General features: G+C 69.8%; 15 protein-coding genes. All 15 read left to right on the top strand.

Translation table 11 applies throughout. From position 1 onward, the window contains the following. Nucleotides 1-4: 4 nt before the first annotated feature. The 15 genes from ACZ60E_RS05920 (at nucleotide 5) to ACZ60E_RS05850 (ending at nucleotide 15,421) form a co-directional block, all read left to right on the top strand. Entirely contained in the window at nucleotides 5-430 is a 426-nt protein-coding gene (locus ACZ60E_RS05920; protein ID WP_469438587.1) for a condensation domain-containing protein, read from the top strand. Nucleotides 431-456: 26 nt separating this feature from the next. Next, nucleotides 457-1,179, top strand: a complete 723-nt coding sequence (locus ACZ60E_RS05915; RefSeq protein WP_469438585.1) for a thioesterase II family protein — start codon at nucleotides 457-459, stop codon at nucleotides 1,177-1,179. A gap of 219 nt (nucleotides 1,180-1,398) precedes the next feature. Beyond that, a complete protein-coding gene (locus tag ACZ60E_RS05910; RefSeq protein ID WP_384803976.1) occupies nucleotides 1,399-1,695 on the top strand; it encodes a Dabb family protein in 297 nt (98 codons plus the stop codon). A gap of 11 nt (nucleotides 1,696-1,706) precedes the next feature. Then, entirely contained in the window at nucleotides 1,707-3,134 is a 1,428-nt protein-coding gene (locus ACZ60E_RS05905) for a phenylacetate--CoA ligase family protein (RefSeq protein WP_469438583.1), read from the top strand. Next, a complete protein-coding gene (locus tag ACZ60E_RS05900; protein WP_469438581.1) occupies nucleotides 3,131-4,231 on the top strand; it encodes an aminotransferase class IV in 1,101 nt (366 codons plus the stop codon). Before ACZ60E_RS05905 ends, ACZ60E_RS05900 begins: the two co-directional genes overlap by 4 nt. Continuing rightward, nucleotides 4,228-4,854 (top strand): prephenate dehydratase domain-containing protein, encoded by a 627-nt coding sequence (locus ACZ60E_RS05895; protein WP_469438579.1) that lies wholly within the window; start codon nucleotides 4,228-4,230, stop codon nucleotides 4,852-4,854. Before ACZ60E_RS05900 ends, ACZ60E_RS05895 begins: the two co-directional genes overlap by 4 nt. Next, entirely contained in the window at nucleotides 4,842-5,831 is a 990-nt protein-coding gene (locus tag ACZ60E_RS05890) for an ornithine cyclodeaminase family protein (RefSeq protein ID WP_469438576.1), read from the top strand. The genes ACZ60E_RS05895 and ACZ60E_RS05890 overlap by 13 nt, the downstream gene beginning before the upstream one ends. A 21-nt stretch (nucleotides 5,832-5,852) precedes the next feature. Then, nucleotides 5,853-6,146: a DUF1330 domain-containing protein gene (locus tag ACZ60E_RS05885; protein WP_384803991.1), complete on the top strand. Its 294-nt coding sequence runs from the start codon at nucleotides 5,853-5,855 to the stop codon at nucleotides 6,144-6,146. Beyond that, nucleotides 6,143-6,991 (top strand): PhzF family phenazine biosynthesis protein, encoded by an 849-nt coding sequence (locus ACZ60E_RS05880; protein WP_384803994.1) that lies wholly within the window; start codon nucleotides 6,143-6,145, stop codon nucleotides 6,989-6,991. Before ACZ60E_RS05885 ends, ACZ60E_RS05880 begins: the two co-directional genes overlap by 4 nt. A gap of 382 nt (nucleotides 6,992-7,373) precedes the next feature. Beyond that, nucleotides 7,374-8,942 carry an AMP-binding protein gene (locus ACZ60E_RS05875; protein ID WP_469438991.1) on the top strand — a complete coding sequence of 523 codons (1,569 nt, stop codon included), beginning with the start codon at nucleotides 7,374-7,376 and terminating at the stop codon, nucleotides 8,940-8,942. A gap of 68 nt (nucleotides 8,943-9,010) precedes the next feature. Then, nucleotides 9,011-10,069, top strand: coding sequence for a thioesterase II family protein (locus tag ACZ60E_RS05870; protein WP_469438574.1), 1,059 nt, complete (start codon nucleotides 9,011-9,013; stop codon nucleotides 10,067-10,069). A gap of 13 nt (nucleotides 10,070-10,082) precedes the next feature. After that, on the top strand, nucleotides 10,083-12,059 hold the full coding sequence (locus ACZ60E_RS05865) for a B12-binding domain-containing radical SAM protein (protein ID WP_384804003.1): 1,977 nt from the start codon (nucleotides 10,083-10,085) through the stop codon (nucleotides 12,057-12,059). A 1,111-nt stretch (nucleotides 12,060-13,170) separates the two neighbouring features. After that, complete coding sequence (locus tag ACZ60E_RS05860; protein ID WP_384804007.1) at nucleotides 13,171-13,440, top strand: phosphopantetheine-binding protein; 270 nt, start codon at nucleotides 13,171-13,173, stop codon at nucleotides 13,438-13,440. After that, nucleotides 13,437-14,687, top strand: a complete 1,251-nt coding sequence (locus ACZ60E_RS05855) for a cytochrome P450 (protein WP_469438571.1) — start codon at nucleotides 13,437-13,439, stop codon at nucleotides 14,685-14,687. The genes ACZ60E_RS05860 and ACZ60E_RS05855 overlap by 4 nt, the downstream gene beginning before the upstream one ends. Next, complete coding sequence (locus tag ACZ60E_RS05850; RefSeq protein ID WP_469438569.1) at nucleotides 14,684-15,421, top strand: thioesterase II family protein; 738 nt, start codon at nucleotides 14,684-14,686, stop codon at nucleotides 15,419-15,421. The genes ACZ60E_RS05855 and ACZ60E_RS05850 overlap by 4 nt, the downstream gene beginning before the upstream one ends. Nucleotides 15,422-15,530: the final 109 nt, after the last annotated feature.

Genomic DNA, 15,530 nt, shown 5'->3' with positions numbered 1-15,530 from the left:
GGCAGTGATTCCGCTGTCGTTCGCACAACGGCGTATGTGGATCCTCCACGAGTTCGAGGGCGGGTCGCAGAACTGGAACAGGCCGGCGGCCTTCCGGCTGACCGGATCCCTGGACCGGGCCGCGCTCACCGCGACGCCGGAGCAGGTGTCCGGCGCGGTCGGGGAGGCCTTCGCCCACCGGTTCGACCTGGCGGCCGAACCCCCGCTCCAGGTACGCCCGTTCCGCTGCTCACCCGACGAACACGTGCTGGCCCTGGTCATCCACCACATCGCCACCGACGGCAGCTCGGGAGCGCCGCTGCTGCGGGATCCGGCCGAGGCCTACAACGCCCGCCGGGACGGCCGAGACCCCGGCGAAGCAGGCCGCCGAGGTGTTCAACATGTACGGCCCGACCGAGACGGTATTGACAAGGGGAGTTGGTCCGGATGACAGGACCCGGCACGACAGGACCCGGCATGTCCACGGACCGCCGCGAAGGGGCCGCGCTGCTGTGCGTGCCGTTCGCGGGAGCGGGTCCCTCGTTCTTCCACCCGTGGCGGGAGCCGGCCGGCGACCGGTGGCGGGTGGTCCCGGTCGCCCTGCCCGGCAGGGAGAAGCGGTTCCTGGAAACGCCGTACCGCAATGTCGTCGAGGCCGCCAAGAACTCGGTCGACGACATCGTCGCGGAACTCGGCGCCGGGACCCGCACCGTGCTGTTCGGGCACAGCCTGGGCGCGGTGCTCGCGTACGAACTGGTGCACCTGCTGAGTACGCGCGACGTGCAGGTCGAGCTGCTGGTCGTCAGCGGCTCGCCGGGGCCGTGGACCCGGCGCGAGCGGCGGGCGACGGGTCTGCCGGACGAGGAGTTCCTGAGCCGGGTCGAGGAGTTCGCGGGGTTCCGGCACGAGGCCCTGGACCACCCGGAGATGCGTGACCTGATCCTCCCCGTGCTCCAGGCCGACTGCGAGATGCACGAGAACTACGTCCCGAGCACCGACGAGCCGGTGTCGGTGCCGATCTGTTCACTGCGCGGCGCGTCCGACGGCCTGGTCACCGCGGAAGAGGCCCGGCAGTGGCGGGACGCGACCACGGCGGGCGAATTCACCTACAAGGAATTTCCGGGCGATCACATGTATCTCGTCGACAGCGCCGCCGAGGTGCTGGATGTGATCGAGTCCCGATCCACTCACCACCCTTAGCGGGTGAGCGGGCTCTCATTTGTGCGCACGTGTGTCCCGTCGGCGGGACACAAAAGAAGATCGCGGGCCGAGAATTCGATAAAGCCTGCGCAAGGCGTCTCGAAATTTCGGGAAACGCCACGTCCATCGAAATGCTTCGGTTGAACGGCGTCGGCGACGGTGGCATGCTCCTCGATGCGCCTGGAAGCAGTCGGCCGATTTTCTGCCCGAAAGGCAATCGTGATCACGCACATCGTTCTTTTCAAACTCAAGGACGGCATTGAGCGCTCCGCTCCGTCCGTGGCCGAGGCCGAGAAATTCGCCAGGGCGGTCGGCGACCACGTTCCGGAACTCGCCGAATGGCGGGTGGGCTGGAACACCGTGGACCGCGACATCTCCTACGACTTCGCCGCGATCGGAGTGCTGCCGGATCGCGCTGCGCTGGAGAAGTACCAGGTGAACGCGTACCACCAGGAGTCAGTGCAGAAGTGGCGAGCGATATCCGACTGGGTCGTCGTCGACCTCGCGGACAGCTGAAGGAGGATTGGGTGTTCACGCAATACGACCCGGAATCTGCGGCGCTCACGGACGAGCTGCGCGGATTGTTCGACGAGTACGGCACGGGAAAGTGGACGGCCGACGACCTCGACGCCCATCAGACCGCCAGACTGCGCGAGGTGCTCGCCCACGTCCGCGCCGGATCCCCGTTCTACCGCGACAGGCTGGCGGGGTTCGGCGACGAGACACTGTCCGGACTGCACATCCGCGACCTGCGGAAGCTGCCCTTCACCACCAAGGCGGATCTGCAGCAGGCCCAGTTCGACATGCTGTCGCTGCCGCTCTCCGAGGCCTGGACGGTCTACGAGACCACCGGCACCACCGGACAGCCCACCCCGTGCCCCCGCACCAACGGGGACAGCATCCACAACAACACCGTCCTCACCGCCTACTACCGGGGCATCTTCGCCGCACACGGGGACCGCCAGGTCATCGGCGTGTCCGGCCCCACCGAGCTGCACGCCACCGGGGACACCTTCGGGGACGTCTGCCGCAACCTCGGACACACGGTCGCCAAGATGTGGCCGCACTCGCCGGTGATCGGGTTCGACCGTGCTCTGGAGGTCATGCGGCTGCTTCCGGTGACCGGCCTGTTCTGCACCCCGGGCATGGCCCTGCGCCTGGCGCAGAAAGCCGTCGAGGCCGGGCTGGACCTCCGACGGGACTTCTCCCTCGACCTGCTCATGCTCACCGGTGAACTGCTCTCGCCCAGCCTGCGCGACAACATCGGCACGCTGTGGGGGGCCGAGGTGCACAACTGCCTCTACGCGTCCCAGGAAGCCTCCGTCCTCGCCGCGGCCACCGCCGACGGAACCCTGCGCACCGCACCACTGATCAACCACTACGAGGTGATCGACCCCCACACCGGCGAGCCCGTGGCGCCCGACCGCGACGGGGTGCGCCACGGCGAACTCGTCGTCACCAACCTCTACACCGGCGCCAAGCCCCTGATCCGCTACCGCACCGGAGACCTGGTGCGGATGACGGAGGCCGGCCCGGGCGCCGCCGTCCCGGCGCCGGCTCTGGAACCCGTGGGACGGGTCCGTGACCGGCTGCGGCTCAACGGGCAGGTCGTCATCGGCTACGACCTGGAGAACCTGCTGCTGCGCCGCTTCCGCGGCTACCTCGACTACCAGATCACCGTGACCCGTGACGACACGGGCGTGGACCTGCTGTCCTTGACCCTGAACGCCGAAGGGGACCGGCTCCGGGACGAGGACACCCAAGGGGCCGTCACGGACTGCCGCGAGGAGCTCGGCACCACGCTGAGCGTGGGTTTCGGCGACCCCGGCCCCATCACCAGCACCGGAGCCATGGTCAGTTGGAAGGCCGCCCGTGTGGTGGACCTCCGCGACCCCGGCGCCGGGACCTCGGTCGAGACCCGCTCGGCCGAGCGGATCGCCGCGGCGAGGGCATGATGGCCGACCCGACCCCTGCCACCGCGCCCTCCGACACCGCGCCCCCCGCGCCACCGCCGCGGCTCGGCCTCGGGGAGTGGGCCTGGGACCGCGGCGAGTTCGTTCCCGCGCGCGCCCCGCGGCTGTCGCTGTCCACACAGGGCCTGCACTACGGGACCGCCGTGTTCGAGGGAATCCGCGCCTACCGCTCGGGCGGACGGCTGCATCTGTTCCGGGCGCACGAGCACTACGCGCGCATGCTGCGCGCCTGCCGGCTGCTGCGGATCACGGACATCCCCCGGTCGGTGCCGGAACTCATCGACATCACCGTCGAACTGCTGCGGAGGAACGCGTACGACTCGGACGTCTACGTGCGCCCGCTGGCGCACAAGCTCTCGCTGCTGCCGGGCACGCCTCCCGGGGTGTCGTTGGCCGGGGTGTCCGACGCGCTGTCGATCACCACGTTCGGCTATCCGACCGCCGGTGACGTGCAGGAGGTGAGCTGCCTCCTCAGCACCTGGCGGCGCCCGTCCCGCGACGCGTTCCCCACCCAGGCGAAGATCGCCGGTGGCTATGTGACCAGCGCCCTCGCCTGCGACGAGGCCCGCGCGGCCGGATACGACGACGCCATCCTCCTGGACCGGGCGGGCAACGTCGCCGAAGCGACCACGGCGAACGTGTTCGCGGTGCGGGACGGCATCCTCGCCACCCCGCCGGACACGGGAGACCTACTGGCCGGCATCACCCGGGACACCGTGATCACCTTGTGCCGGGAGGCCGGGATGACGGTCCTTGAACGCCTCCTCAGCCCCACGGACCTGCACATCGCCGACGAGGTGTTCCTCACCTCGACCGGCAAGGAGGTGGCCGCCGTGGTCACCCTGTCCGGCCGGGACGTCGGAAGCGGCAGCGTGGGACAGGTCACGGCCCGCGTCGCCGCGCTGTACCGCACGGTCACCCGGCCACCCGACACCCGGGGCCGAGCCGCGGACGCGGGCCGTCCCGAGTGGCTCACGGCCGTCACACCGGCCGAGCACGCGGGCCCACGTCCCGCCGACACCCCGGAGTTCCGCCCTCCCCATCACACATCTACGCCAAGTCAAGGGAAACACGGATGACGCTGCCTGACTTCATCTCACTCCTGCGCCCCGGCTCCGATCGGCCCTCGGCGGTCAGCACCCTCGGCCCGCCCGGCACGAGCAGCGAGGTGGCGGCGAAGCGGTATGCCTTCCAGATGTCCGGGCCCGACGGCCCCGCCGTCGCCGTCCGGCTGTTCGACACCTACGAGCAGGCGGGCGAGGCGCTGAACTCCCGCGAGGTGACCCACGTCGTGGTCGCCAACGCCTACAAGGGCATCAACTCCTTCTACATGGACCCGGCCATCGAGCTGACCGGGGTGTTCGTGATGGACACCCCGCTGTACGGCATCGCCACCTGCCGAGGGGGCGGACCCGTGCCGGACGCCCCGACCATCGCGAGCCACCCCTCGCCCGAGCCGATCATCGCCCAGCTCCTGCCGGACCGGCACGCGACGTACAAGACGATCCACCACGACTCCACCAGTGCCGCCGCGCGCGCCGTGGTGGACGGCACCGCCGATCTCGCGCTGACCACCGTGCCGGCCGCGAAGCTGTACGGCCTGGAGTTCATCTCCGGGACCCGGCCCATCCGCATGGTCTGGTCGGTGTTCAGCACTGTGACGCGCCCGGCCGGGAAGGAGACGAGCCCGTGCTCCTGCTGAACGGCGACCAGGTACGACAGGCCCTGCCGGTGGCCGAGGCGCACCGGGTGGTGGCCGAGGTGATGCGGCGCTACAGCGCGGGCGACGTCGTCCAGCCGGTGCGCACCGTGCTCGGATCCGGCCGGGACGCCTCCCTGTTCGCGGCCATGCCGTGCCATGTCGGCGGCGAGTCGGACGCGGGCTACGGCATGAAGGCGGTGCTGCACGCGCCCGGCAACGCCGCCCGTGGTCTGCCGACGCATGTGGGCATGGTGGTGGTGTTCGACCCGGAGACCGCACAGCCCCTGGCCCTGATGGACGGTGCGGCCGTCACCGCGCTGCGCACGGCCGCGGCCTCCGCGGTGGCGACCGAGGCCCTGGCGGCCCCGGACGCCGGCGACCTGGCCCTCATCGGTGCGGGCGCGCAAGCCCGCAGCCATCTGCTCGCGCTTCGGGACGTCCGGCCGCTGCGCAGGGTGCGGCTGTGGAACCGGGGACGCGCGCGGGCCGAGGCGTTCGTGGCCTGGGCGCGCGCGGAGGCCGGCGTCGACGTCGAGCCGGTCGCCACGCCCGCGGACGCGCTGCGGGGCGCCGACCTGGTGTGCACCACGGTCGACACCGTCGAACCCGTCGTGCATGCCGAGGACCTGGCGGCGGGCGTGCACGTGAACGCCGTCGGCTCGTCCGTGCCGGGCAAGCGCGAACTCGACGCGGGTGCGGTGGCCTCCTGCTCGGTCTTCGTGGACAGCAGGGAGGGGGCCCTTCGCGAGTCCTCCGAGATCGCGGCGCCCGTCGAGGAGGGACTGGTGCCCGCCGACCGGCCGTTGACCGAGATCGGCGAGGTGTTGCTGGGCAAGCACCCCGGCCGCTGCGGCCCCGCCGAGCGCACCCTCTACAAGTCCCTGGGCATGGCCGCGCAGGACGTCGCCTCCGGCTTCGCCGTCGTCCGGGCCGCCCGGCGTCTCGGCATCGGCACCGAGGCCGACTTCACCTGCTGAGACCCCGGGAGGGGACACCGAATGACGGCACTGTTGATCGGCAACGTCGGAGTCGTCGGCGACGAGCGGCGCATGGCGGAGTACCGCGCCAAGGTGCTGCACACGCTGCGGCTCTACGGAGGAGGGTTCGTGATCCGGGGTGGTGAGTCCGAGGCGCTGGAGGGCGACTGGCAGCCCGAGCACCTGTCGGTGATGGGGTTCCCCACGGCCGAACACGCCCGCCGGTGGTACACCTCGCCCGAGTACCGCGCCATCGTCCCGCTGCGCGACGGCACGCACATGGACCTGGTCCTGATCGAGGGGGAGGGCGAATGACGCCGGCCCGCCCCTGGCGTCCCTTCGCACAGGTCGACGTGTTCACCGAGGTGCCCTACCTCGGCAATCCGGTGGCCGTCGTCCTGGACGGCGCCGGGATCACCGACGGGGACATGGCGAGGCTGGCACGGTGGACGAACCTGTCGGAGACGACCTTCGTCGTCCCACCGGCCTCGGACGACGCCGACTACGGGTTACGGATCTTCACGCCGGGCGGTGAGATCCCGTTCGCGGGTCACCCCACCCTGGGTTCGGCGCACGCCTGGCTGGAGGCCGGAGGCACTCCGAAGAAGCCGGGTCGGATCACGCAGGAGTGCGGCCTCGGGCTCGTACAGGTGCGGCTCGCCGACGACGGGCTGGGCTTCCTCGCCCCCGCCCTGCGGCGCAGTGGCCCCCTGGACGACGAGCACGTGGAGCGCATCGCCCGCGGGCTGTGTGTGGATCGCGCACGGATCGTCGGTCACCAGTGGGTCGACAACGGTCCCGGCTGGGCCGCCGTACGACTCGCCTCCGCCGCGGAGGTGCTGGCCCTGGAGCCGGACGAGCAGCACATGGGCGACCTGACTCTCGGCGTGGTCGGCGCCCACCCCGAGGGGTCGCCCGTCGAGTTCGAGGTCCGGGCCTTCGCGCTGCCCCAGGGCGTGCGCGAGGACCCCGTGACCGGCAGCCTCACCGCGGGGATCGCCCAGTGGCTCATCGGCCGGGGGCTGGCTCCGCGCGGATTCCGGGTCGGCCAGGGGGCACGCCTGGGACGGCAGGGCGTACTCACCGTGCAGGCGGAAGGACAGGACATATGGGTCGGCGGCGCGAGTGTGACCTGCCTGCGCGGCACGGTCAGGGCGTGAGGCCGGTCGGCCGCGCCTTCTCCTCGGAGTGATCGCCGGATTCGAACCCTTTCCCTCGCGGCGACGGAAAGCAATACCCACCTTTTCTCCGGCCCATTCACCCGAAACGACCGTGCGCAGGTCGGATTCGATATGACGGTGCCGGACCGCGCCCGTGGTTGTCCCGTCAGCGGGACAGCGGACGCCCGGCGATGGCACACTGACGGCACGTGGCCCGCACATACCGGCTGCCCGCTGAATTTCTTCTGAGCGGCATTTTCGGCGCCTTTCTTGGTCGTCGTCACCGGGCTAACGTGACGAAATCATTGAGTCCGGCGGTGACATGGCCGTCATACTCGAATATGCCCTGGGGGCAGTGATGGAAAAGGAATCAGAGGTGCCGATGCAGACCCGGGGAATTCACTCGCTCTGGGGCGGCGGCGCGAATGCGCCGTGCCTGTTGGATTCGGTGGCCGAGATCGCGCGTATGCGAGCGGACGAGATCGCGGTCCAGGACGAGGGCCATGAACTGACCTATGGTCAGCTCATGGCGTGGGCCGGCCGCGTCGCCGGGCTCCTCGTCCGTCACGGCATTCAGCCGGGCGACCGGGTGACGGTGACCGGACCGCGCAGTGCCGCCATCGTCGCGGCGATGCTGGCGACGGTGAGCGTGGGAGCGACCTATGTGCCCCTCGACGTCGAGTACCCGGCACGGCGCCTGGAGCACATGGCCGCCGACAGCGAGGCGCAATTGCTGCTGTTCTGCGGCCCCGAACCGGTGCTGGACCTCGGGGCCCGGGCGGTGCGCATCCCGGACGCGCCGGACGTGGGCGACGAGGAGGCCGCCGCGTCGCTGCCGCGACCGCCCTGCCGGCCGGACCTCCCGGTGTACGTCATCTACACCTCCGGCTCGACCGGCCTGCCCAAGGGCGTCGCGCTGCCCCACCGCTGCGTCGACACCATGGCTGCCTGGCAGTGGCGTCACTCCGTGCGCCCGGACCTGCGCACGGCCCAGTTCGCGCCGCTCAACTTCGACGTGTGGTTCCAGGAAGTCCTCGGAACGCTGTGCGGCGGAGGGACGCTGGTCATCATGCCCGAGTCCCTGCGGCGCGATCCCATCGCCCTCCTGGACTGGCTCGCCGACCACCGCATCGAGCGCCTGTTCCTCCCCTATGTCGCCCTGCACATGCTCGCCGTGGTCGCGGAGGCCACCGACACGCTGGAGCATCTCGCCCTGGCGGAGGTGAACACCGCGGGCGAACAGCTCGTGTGCACCCCGGCGGTCCGTGAACTCTTCCGCCGCGTGCCGGACTGCAGGCTGAACAACCACTACGGACAGAGCGAGTCCGCCATGGTGACGGTGCACACGCTCACGGGCCCCAGCGACGGCTGGCCCGTGCTCCCGCCGATCGGACGTCCGCTGCCGGGCTGCGAGATCCTCATCGCACCCACCGACCCGGGCGAACCGTCGGTGGGTGAACTCCTGGTCGCCGGCGCACCGCTGTCGTCGGGGTACCTGAACCAGCCCGCCCTGAACGCCGAGCGCTACATCAGCCTCGACGAACCCTCCCCGCACGGGCATCGCCGTGCCTTCCGCACCGGGGACCTCGTGCGTGTCGAGGGCGACACCGTGCACCTCCTCAGCCGCATCGACCGCGAGGTGAAGATCCGCGGCGTGCGGGTGAACCCGCTGGAGGTGGACGCCTGTCTGCTGGAGCAGCCGGGGATCGTCGAGGCGGTCACCGTGGTGGTCGAGATGGTCGAGGGCTCCCGGCAGTTGCGTGCTGCGGTGACGCTGGACGTCGACCGGGACGAGTTCGATCCCTCGACGGCGCTCAAGGCGCTCACCGAGCTCCTGCCCGAGCAGTTCATACCGGTCTCGATCACCGTTCTGCCGGAACTGCCGCACACCCCCAGCGGAAAGGCCGACCGGGACGCCATCGCCACCGCCGTCGCCCCGGCACCGTCATGACGCCGCACGAGCCGACGACCGGGGGCTGGAAGCCCGACCAACGGAACTGATCCGAAGAGGGGTTGCGCATGGAAGACAACGACTTCAACACGCCGACCGAGCGGCGGCTCGCGGAGATCTGGGCCGACGTCCTGCGGTTGGACAAGGTCAAGCGTGACCAGGACTTCTTCGAGGTCGGCGGGGACTCCCTGCTGGCCACGAAGGTCGTCCTACGGGTGTGCCGGGAATGGGACATGAAGTTCACGGTCAGAGTCCTGAACGATGCCCCGGTCCTGGGCGACCTGGCCGAACGCATCGACCAGCGGGTGGCGAAGTCCGTCCGGTCGCAGGCGAGTTCGCCCGCCCAGCCGGCCCGCGGGGGCCGGGTGGGAGCGTGCCTGTGGGAGATGCGGCCGGGGACGGGAGCGTCCGGGCAGGCGACGTTGCTCGTGCTGCCCCACGCGGGAGGGTCGGCGCAGAACTTCGCCACGTGGGCGAACTGGTTCTCCGGGGACCTCCGTATCGTCGCGGCCCAGTACCCCGCCCGGGCATCGCGCGCCGCCGAGCCGGCCGCGGCGGACCTGACGCACCTCGTGGACGAGATCCTCGACGCCCTGACCGACTCCGAGGGGCCGCTCTACGTCTTCGGCCACAGCATGGGCGCCTACATCGGGTACGAGCTGTGCTGGCGACGGCAGTTGGCGGGACACCCGGCCGAAGTCCTCTTCACCTCGGGGGCCGTTCCGCCCCACCGGCACCGGCCGAACCCGCCGGTCGGGGTGGAGATCACGGACGAATGGCTCATGGGCCTGCTGGACATGTACAACGGCGTTCCCGACGACCTCGCGGCGCATCCGGACGTCATCAGCCAGGCTCTGAGCACGCTGCGGTCCGACGTGGTGGTGTTCAGGGACTACGCGTACGGCGACCGGCGACGCACTCTGGAGATCCCGATCGTGGCGTTCGGCGGAGACCGCGACGACCTCGTGCCCACCTCCGAGGTGGAGCGCTGGAGCGAGCTGGGCGCGGCGGAGTGCGTCACGCACTTCCTGCCGGGCGGGCACTTCTACTACCTCGACAACATGGCCACCGTCACGGCCGCCGTGGCCAAGCATCTCGTGAGTGTTCACGACGGGCAGAAGGATTAAGGAGACCGTGAACATGTCCACCCAAGAGTTCTCCGGGACCGTGGATGCCGGGACGGCCACAGCGGAGCGCCGAAAGATCGTGCTGGTGGAACTTCCCACCTACGAGAACATTCTGCCGCTCGCCTCGGGCTACATACAGGCCTACGCCCAGGACGACGAAGCCGTCGCGGCCGGCCACACCTTCGAGATCGTGTCCCTGCCGGTGTCCGGCGAGCGCGAGGACCTGCTCCGGCAGCTCGCCGACCGGGACGCCTACCTCTACACGTTCAGCTGCTACATCTGGAACATGAAGCTGGTGCGGTGGCTGCTGAGGGAACTGCGCGCACTGCGTCCCGACGCGCACTACCTGCTGGGCGGGCCGCAGGTGATGAACCACGCTTCGACGTATCTCAGCGACGGCGCGGAGAACGTCTACGTGTGCAACGGCGAGGGGGAGCTCACCTCCCTGGCGTTCATCCGTCAGCTCAGCTCCCCGGCCCCCGACATGCACCAGGTGCCAGGGCTCAGTTTCTGGTCCTCGGGCGAACTCGTCACCACCGAGGCGGCGCCCCGTATCCAGGACCTGATGGACATCCCCTCGCCGTTCCTCAACGGCGTCTTCGAGGGACACGAGTTCAGCTTCGCCATCATGGAGACCAACCGCGGATGCCCGTTCCGCTGCACCTTCTGCTATTGGGGCGCGGCAACGAACTCGAAGGTCAAGAAGTACGAAGAGGACCGGATCAAGGACGAGATCAAGTGGATCAGCGAGCACGGGTACTCCGCGCTCATGATCGCCGACGCGAACTGGGGCCTGTCGCCCCGCGATGTGACGCTGAGCGAGTACATCGTGGAGTGCAGTGAGGAGAACGGCTACCCGCTGATCGTCCACATGGCCGCCGCCAAGAACAGGCCCGAGCGCATGGCGGAGATCACCGAGATCTTCGTGCGCGGTGGGCTGATGGTCAGCCAGCCCATCTCGCTGCAGACGATGAACGAGTCGGCGCTGGAGATGGTGGACCGGAAGAACATCCGCGAGGAGACCTACATCGGGCTGCAGCGCCTGCTGCGGGAGAAGCAGATCAGCTCCTACGTGGAGATGATCTGGCCGCTGCCCGGCGAGACCCTGGAGTCGTTCAAGGACGGGCTGACCAGGCTGTGCCGGTCGTACGCCGACACGATCATCGTCTACCCGCAGCTGTTCCTGCACAACACGCCCATGTACGCGCAGCGGGAGACCCTCGGCATCCTGACGGCGGAGGCGGCCAGCGACGTCTCCGAGGCGGAAGTGGTCCTGGCCACCAAGTGGGTGACCGAGGAGGACTGCTACGAGGGCTACTGGGTGAACCACGCGCTGTACACGCTGTACAACATGCGCGCCCTGTTCATGGTCTCGGGCTATCTCGACGAGAAGGGGATCATCTCCTACGGCGAGCTGTTCGCCGAGGTGTCGCGGTACTTCCGCAGCAGGACCGACTCGGAGGTGTGCCAGTTCTTCATCCAGTCGACGAAGGACCTGGCCAACTACGACCTGCTGAACACCGGCAAGACGGCGCACCTGATCCTCAGCTCGCATCGCGAGGAGTTCGACCGGTTGCTGGCCGACTTCGTCAAGGCCCAGGACTGGTGGGCCGACCCGATGGCGCGTCAGGCGTTCGAGATGGACCTGCTGGCCCGGGCCTACATCTACCGCGAGCCGGTGCGGACGCCCGACTACGCGTTCGAGGAGGTCGTCCTCCGCGGCCAGCCCGACCCGAAGGGCTTCCTCGTCGAGGTCTCCCCGGAACTCGCCCGCCTGCTGGTGGCACGGGAGCTGCTGCCGGACGTCGATGAGGAGTCGGGGCGGATCACCCTGCACATCGACCACCGCGGCCGGCAGAAGATGCCGTACCAGCCGCAGCGGAGCCTGGAGCACAACGCGAACTACTGCCAGGGCATGGTGCTGCGCTTCCGGGAGATCCTCCCCACGATCAAGGTCGCCTCGATGGAAGCCCTCGCTTCCACGGTCTGAGCCGCGGCGCGGACCGCGGTGAAAGGTGCGCACCTCGAACGGCCCCCTTCGGGCCGTTCGAGGTGCGCACCTTTTCGCATGGGCTCGCGCGATCCCGGCGCGACCAGGGCTGACGGGGCGGGAGCCCGTGTCAGCGGACGTGACAGAGGGGCGACAGACGGGCGACAGGGGCGCCCGCGACCGTGGGCGCATGGCAGGTTCTGCGATCGCGGTGTCCGGGCTGCGCAAGGCATGCGTCGACGCCCAGCGGTCGGCCAGGGCCTTCTTCGCGCGCTGGTGGACGAGGATGCCTCGCTGTCGCCGCAGGCCGCGACCAGGGCGCGCACCAGCGCCGCGACGAGCCGTTCCCGCAGTGGGTGCGCCGGTACCGGATCGGGTGAGGTCCCGGACCAGCCCGGCGCCGTACCCGAGGCTGAGTTGCGTGTCGAACGGAGCGCTGCCCTGGAGGTGTGGGCCCGGCGCGGCGGCGAGGCGCTCGAAGCGAACGGCGTCCGCGGCGACGCCTTCGGGAGTACCTGGCCCGGTCCGAGTGCGAGGGCGCCCGGCTCGTCGACCCGTCCGCTGCCGTCCGCGCATACCTCGAAGGGACCCGTGCATCGCGATCCGCATCCAATAGCGAATTCACGGTCGCTCTCGCCGACTGTACGGAGGATCCACGGGCAGAACAAGCGCCGAGCGGTCACCGGAATTCGGCTTCCGGGGGGAATCCTCGAACGACGAAGAGGATGTCCGGGCGGCTTAGGCCGACCCTTTCCCGATTCCCGCACGGGGCCCGGATATCCGTCCCACTGTCCCGTCGGCGGGACAGCGGGTGCCCGACGGGCTGCGCGGCCTGTTGTCCCTTGCACTGGCTTTCCCCGGCCATTTACGTTGGCGTCGCGATGGACTCCGGACGAGCTGCCGAAGCGGCGGCCTCCTCGGCTGACGGCGCCCCGTGCTGCCGGCGTCGACGACCACGCAGGCGCCCTCCCCATGTCCGGGAGTCGTCGCCCCACCGGCCCGTACCAGGCCGGGACCCGACTGCGGCCCGATCTCGGGGACGTCGGCCCGGACAGGCAGTGCACTGCTTGGCCGGATACTCCCGTTCGGCGGAGATAAGGAAAGGCTCGCAATGCAGTCAGAATCAGAAGCCGCGCCTACGGGTGCACCGGAGTCACTCGTGCGGGAGATCTCGGCCCTGTGGGGGGAATACCTTCCCTCCGCCGAAATCGGGGCGGACGACGACTTCTTCGAGCTGGGCGGGAATTCCCTGATCGGCATCAAGATCATCGACCGGGTCGCCCGGGACTACGGCGTCGAGTTGTCCGTACGCGACTTCTACCTGGCCCAGACCCCGGCCCGGGTCGCCGATCTCGTCGAGCGGGGAAGGACGCGGACGTGAGGCTGACGCCGGGGCCAACGAGTGACGTCGACCTCGACCACGTCGACCTGTTCGACCTGGACCTGTACACCTCGGGTGACCCGCACCCGGTGTGGGACGTGATGCGGGCGAAGGCTCCTCTGCACCACCAAGTGCTGCCCGACGGCAGGGAGTTCTGGTCGGTTACGCGCTACGACGACGTCTGCAGGGTGCTCGGTGACCACCGGCAGTTCACCTCGGAGCGAGGTACGGTGCCCACCCATCTCGGCACGGACGACGTCGCGGCCGGAGTGCTGCTGACGTCCACCGACCCGCCGCGGCACACCGAGGTCCGCAGGCCGATCGGCACCAAGCTCACCGCGCGGGCGGTGAGGTCCTGGGAGGACTCGATCCGGGGCACGGTGGCGCGCTTCCTCGAACCGGCGCTCGACGGGGACCGCTTCGACCTGGCCGAAAAGGCCTTGCTCCTCCCGGCGATGGTCACCGGTCCGCTCCTGGGACTCCCCGAGAAGGACTGGGAGGAACTCGTCCAGCTGACCGCGATGGTGACGGCTCCCTCGGACCCGCACTTCCAGCACGGCAGTGAAGCCGCGACCCTGGCCATCTCCCACCACGAACTCGTCACCTACGTGAAGGAGTGGGTCCGGCGCCGGCGGGCGGCCGGCACCGAGGACGACAGTTTGCTCCACCACCTCATGAGCGTCCGCGCGGGCGGCGCCCCGCTGACCGACGAGGAGATCGCCCTCGACGGCTACAGCATCCTGCTGGGCGCCAACGTGACGACGCCGCACACCGTCTCGGGCACGGTGCACGCGCTCATCGAGCGGCCCGAGCAGTTCGAGAAGGCGCAGGCCGACCCGTCGCTGGTCCCGAACCTGGTCGAGGAAGGGCTGCGCTGGACTTCGGCCGCCTGCAACTTCATGCGGTACGCGGTCGACGACGTCGAGATCGCCGGGGGCACGATCCCCGCCCGAGGTGCGGTCGTCGCGTGGATCGGTTCGGCCAACCGGGACGAGTCCCACTTCCCCGACCCGCACACCTTCGACATCACGCGGGAGGGCGCGAAACGCCAGGTCGCCTTCGGCTTCGGACCCCACTTCTGCATCGGCGCACCGCTGGCCCGGCTGACCCTGCGGGTCTTCTTCGAGGAACTGCTCCAGCGGTTCGGATCGATCGAACTGGACGGCGAACCGCAGCACCTGCGCTCGTACTTCATCGCCGGCATGACCCACCTGCCCATCGTCGCCCAGAAACGAAAGACGTCATGACATCCGGCTCCACCACCGCCACCTCGCCGTGGTTCGTCCGGCCGCCGTCCACCGACCACCCCGCCCGCCTGTTCTGTTTCCCCTTCTCCGGCAGCGGGGCCTCCGCCTTCAGTGCCTGGCCGGCCGTGATCGGGGACGCCGAGGTCTGCCCGGTGCAGTTCCCCGGCAGGGAGAACCGTCTCGCCGACCCCCACTACGGTACGTACGAGAATCTCGCCGCCGACCTCGTCGCCCCCCTGGCGCCACTGCTGGACCGGCCGTTCGCGTTCTTCGGGCACTGTGCCGGCGTGCTGCCCGCCTTCGAAACCGTGGTCCGGCTCGCCGAACTGGGCCTGCCGGGGCCGGACTGCCTCTTCGTGTCGGGCCAGCCCGCACCGCACGACGCCGCGCGCGACCGGATGCTCGGCATGACGGAACCCGAACTGCGCGCCGAGCTGGAGGCGTTCCTGCGCGGCCGGGGCATCGAGCCGCGGCCGGACATGATCGATCTGGGCATGATGGTGCTGCTGCGCGATCACTCCGCCGCACGTGCCTACCGGCGGACGGAACCGGTCGCTCTGCGGTGCCCCGTCGTCGTACTGCACTGGAAGGACGACCACGACGTGAGCCTCGACGGACTCGCGGGATGGCGTCGGTACGCGGACGCGGTCGACATTCAGGTGATCGACGGCGGCCACTACGACTTCATGAACGCGCCGGACGAGCTCCTGCAGCGGCTGGCCCGCTGGCGGTGAGCGCGCCGCCGACGGCGTCCCGCGCTCGGTGAGGAGCGCCGGAAACAGCCCGGAAAGACGCCGTGACCACGATTTTCACGCGGGGGATAGACCGCCGGTACCCGCAGCC

Source organism: Streptomyces sp. NPDC102514, assembly GCF_055584525.1.
Note: the sequence above shows the minus strand (reverse complement) of the source record. Positions and strands in the feature narration are given on the sequence as shown.

Bases quoted from the DNA above. Each gene is read 5' to 3' on its own strand.
- ACZ60E_RS05900 (WP_469438581.1), top strand. From the start codon at position 3,131: ATGATGGCCGACCCGACCCCTGCCACCGCGCCCTCCGACACCGCGCCC.
- ACZ60E_RS05895 (WP_469438579.1), top strand. From the start codon at position 4,228: ATGACGCTGCCTGACTTCATCTCACTCCTGCGCCCCGGCTCCGATCGG.
- ACZ60E_RS05915 (WP_469438585.1), top strand. From the start codon at position 457: ATGTCCACGGACCGCCGCGAAGGGGCCGCGCTGCTGTGCGTGCCGTTC.
- ACZ60E_RS05875 (WP_469438991.1), top strand. From the start codon at position 7,374: ATGCAGACCCGGGGAATTCACTCGCTCTGGGGCGGCGGCGCGAATGCG.
- ACZ60E_RS05865 (WP_384804003.1), top strand. From the start codon at position 10,083: ATGTCCACCCAAGAGTTCTCCGGGACCGTGGATGCCGGGACGGCCACA.
- ACZ60E_RS05860 (WP_384804007.1), top strand. From the start codon at position 13,171: ATGCAGTCAGAATCAGAAGCCGCGCCTACGGGTGCACCGGAGTCACTC.
- ACZ60E_RS05880 (WP_384803994.1), top strand. From the start codon at position 6,143: ATGACGCCGGCCCGCCCCTGGCGTCCCTTCGCACAGGTCGACGTGTTC.
- ACZ60E_RS05870 (WP_469438574.1), top strand. From the start codon at position 9,011: ATGGAAGACAACGACTTCAACACGCCGACCGAGCGGCGGCTCGCGGAG.
- ACZ60E_RS05850 (WP_469438569.1), top strand. From the start codon at position 14,684: ATGACATCCGGCTCCACCACCGCCACCTCGCCGTGGTTCGTCCGGCCG.
- ACZ60E_RS05885 (WP_384803991.1), top strand. From the start codon at position 5,853: ATGACGGCACTGTTGATCGGCAACGTCGGAGTCGTCGGCGACGAGCGG.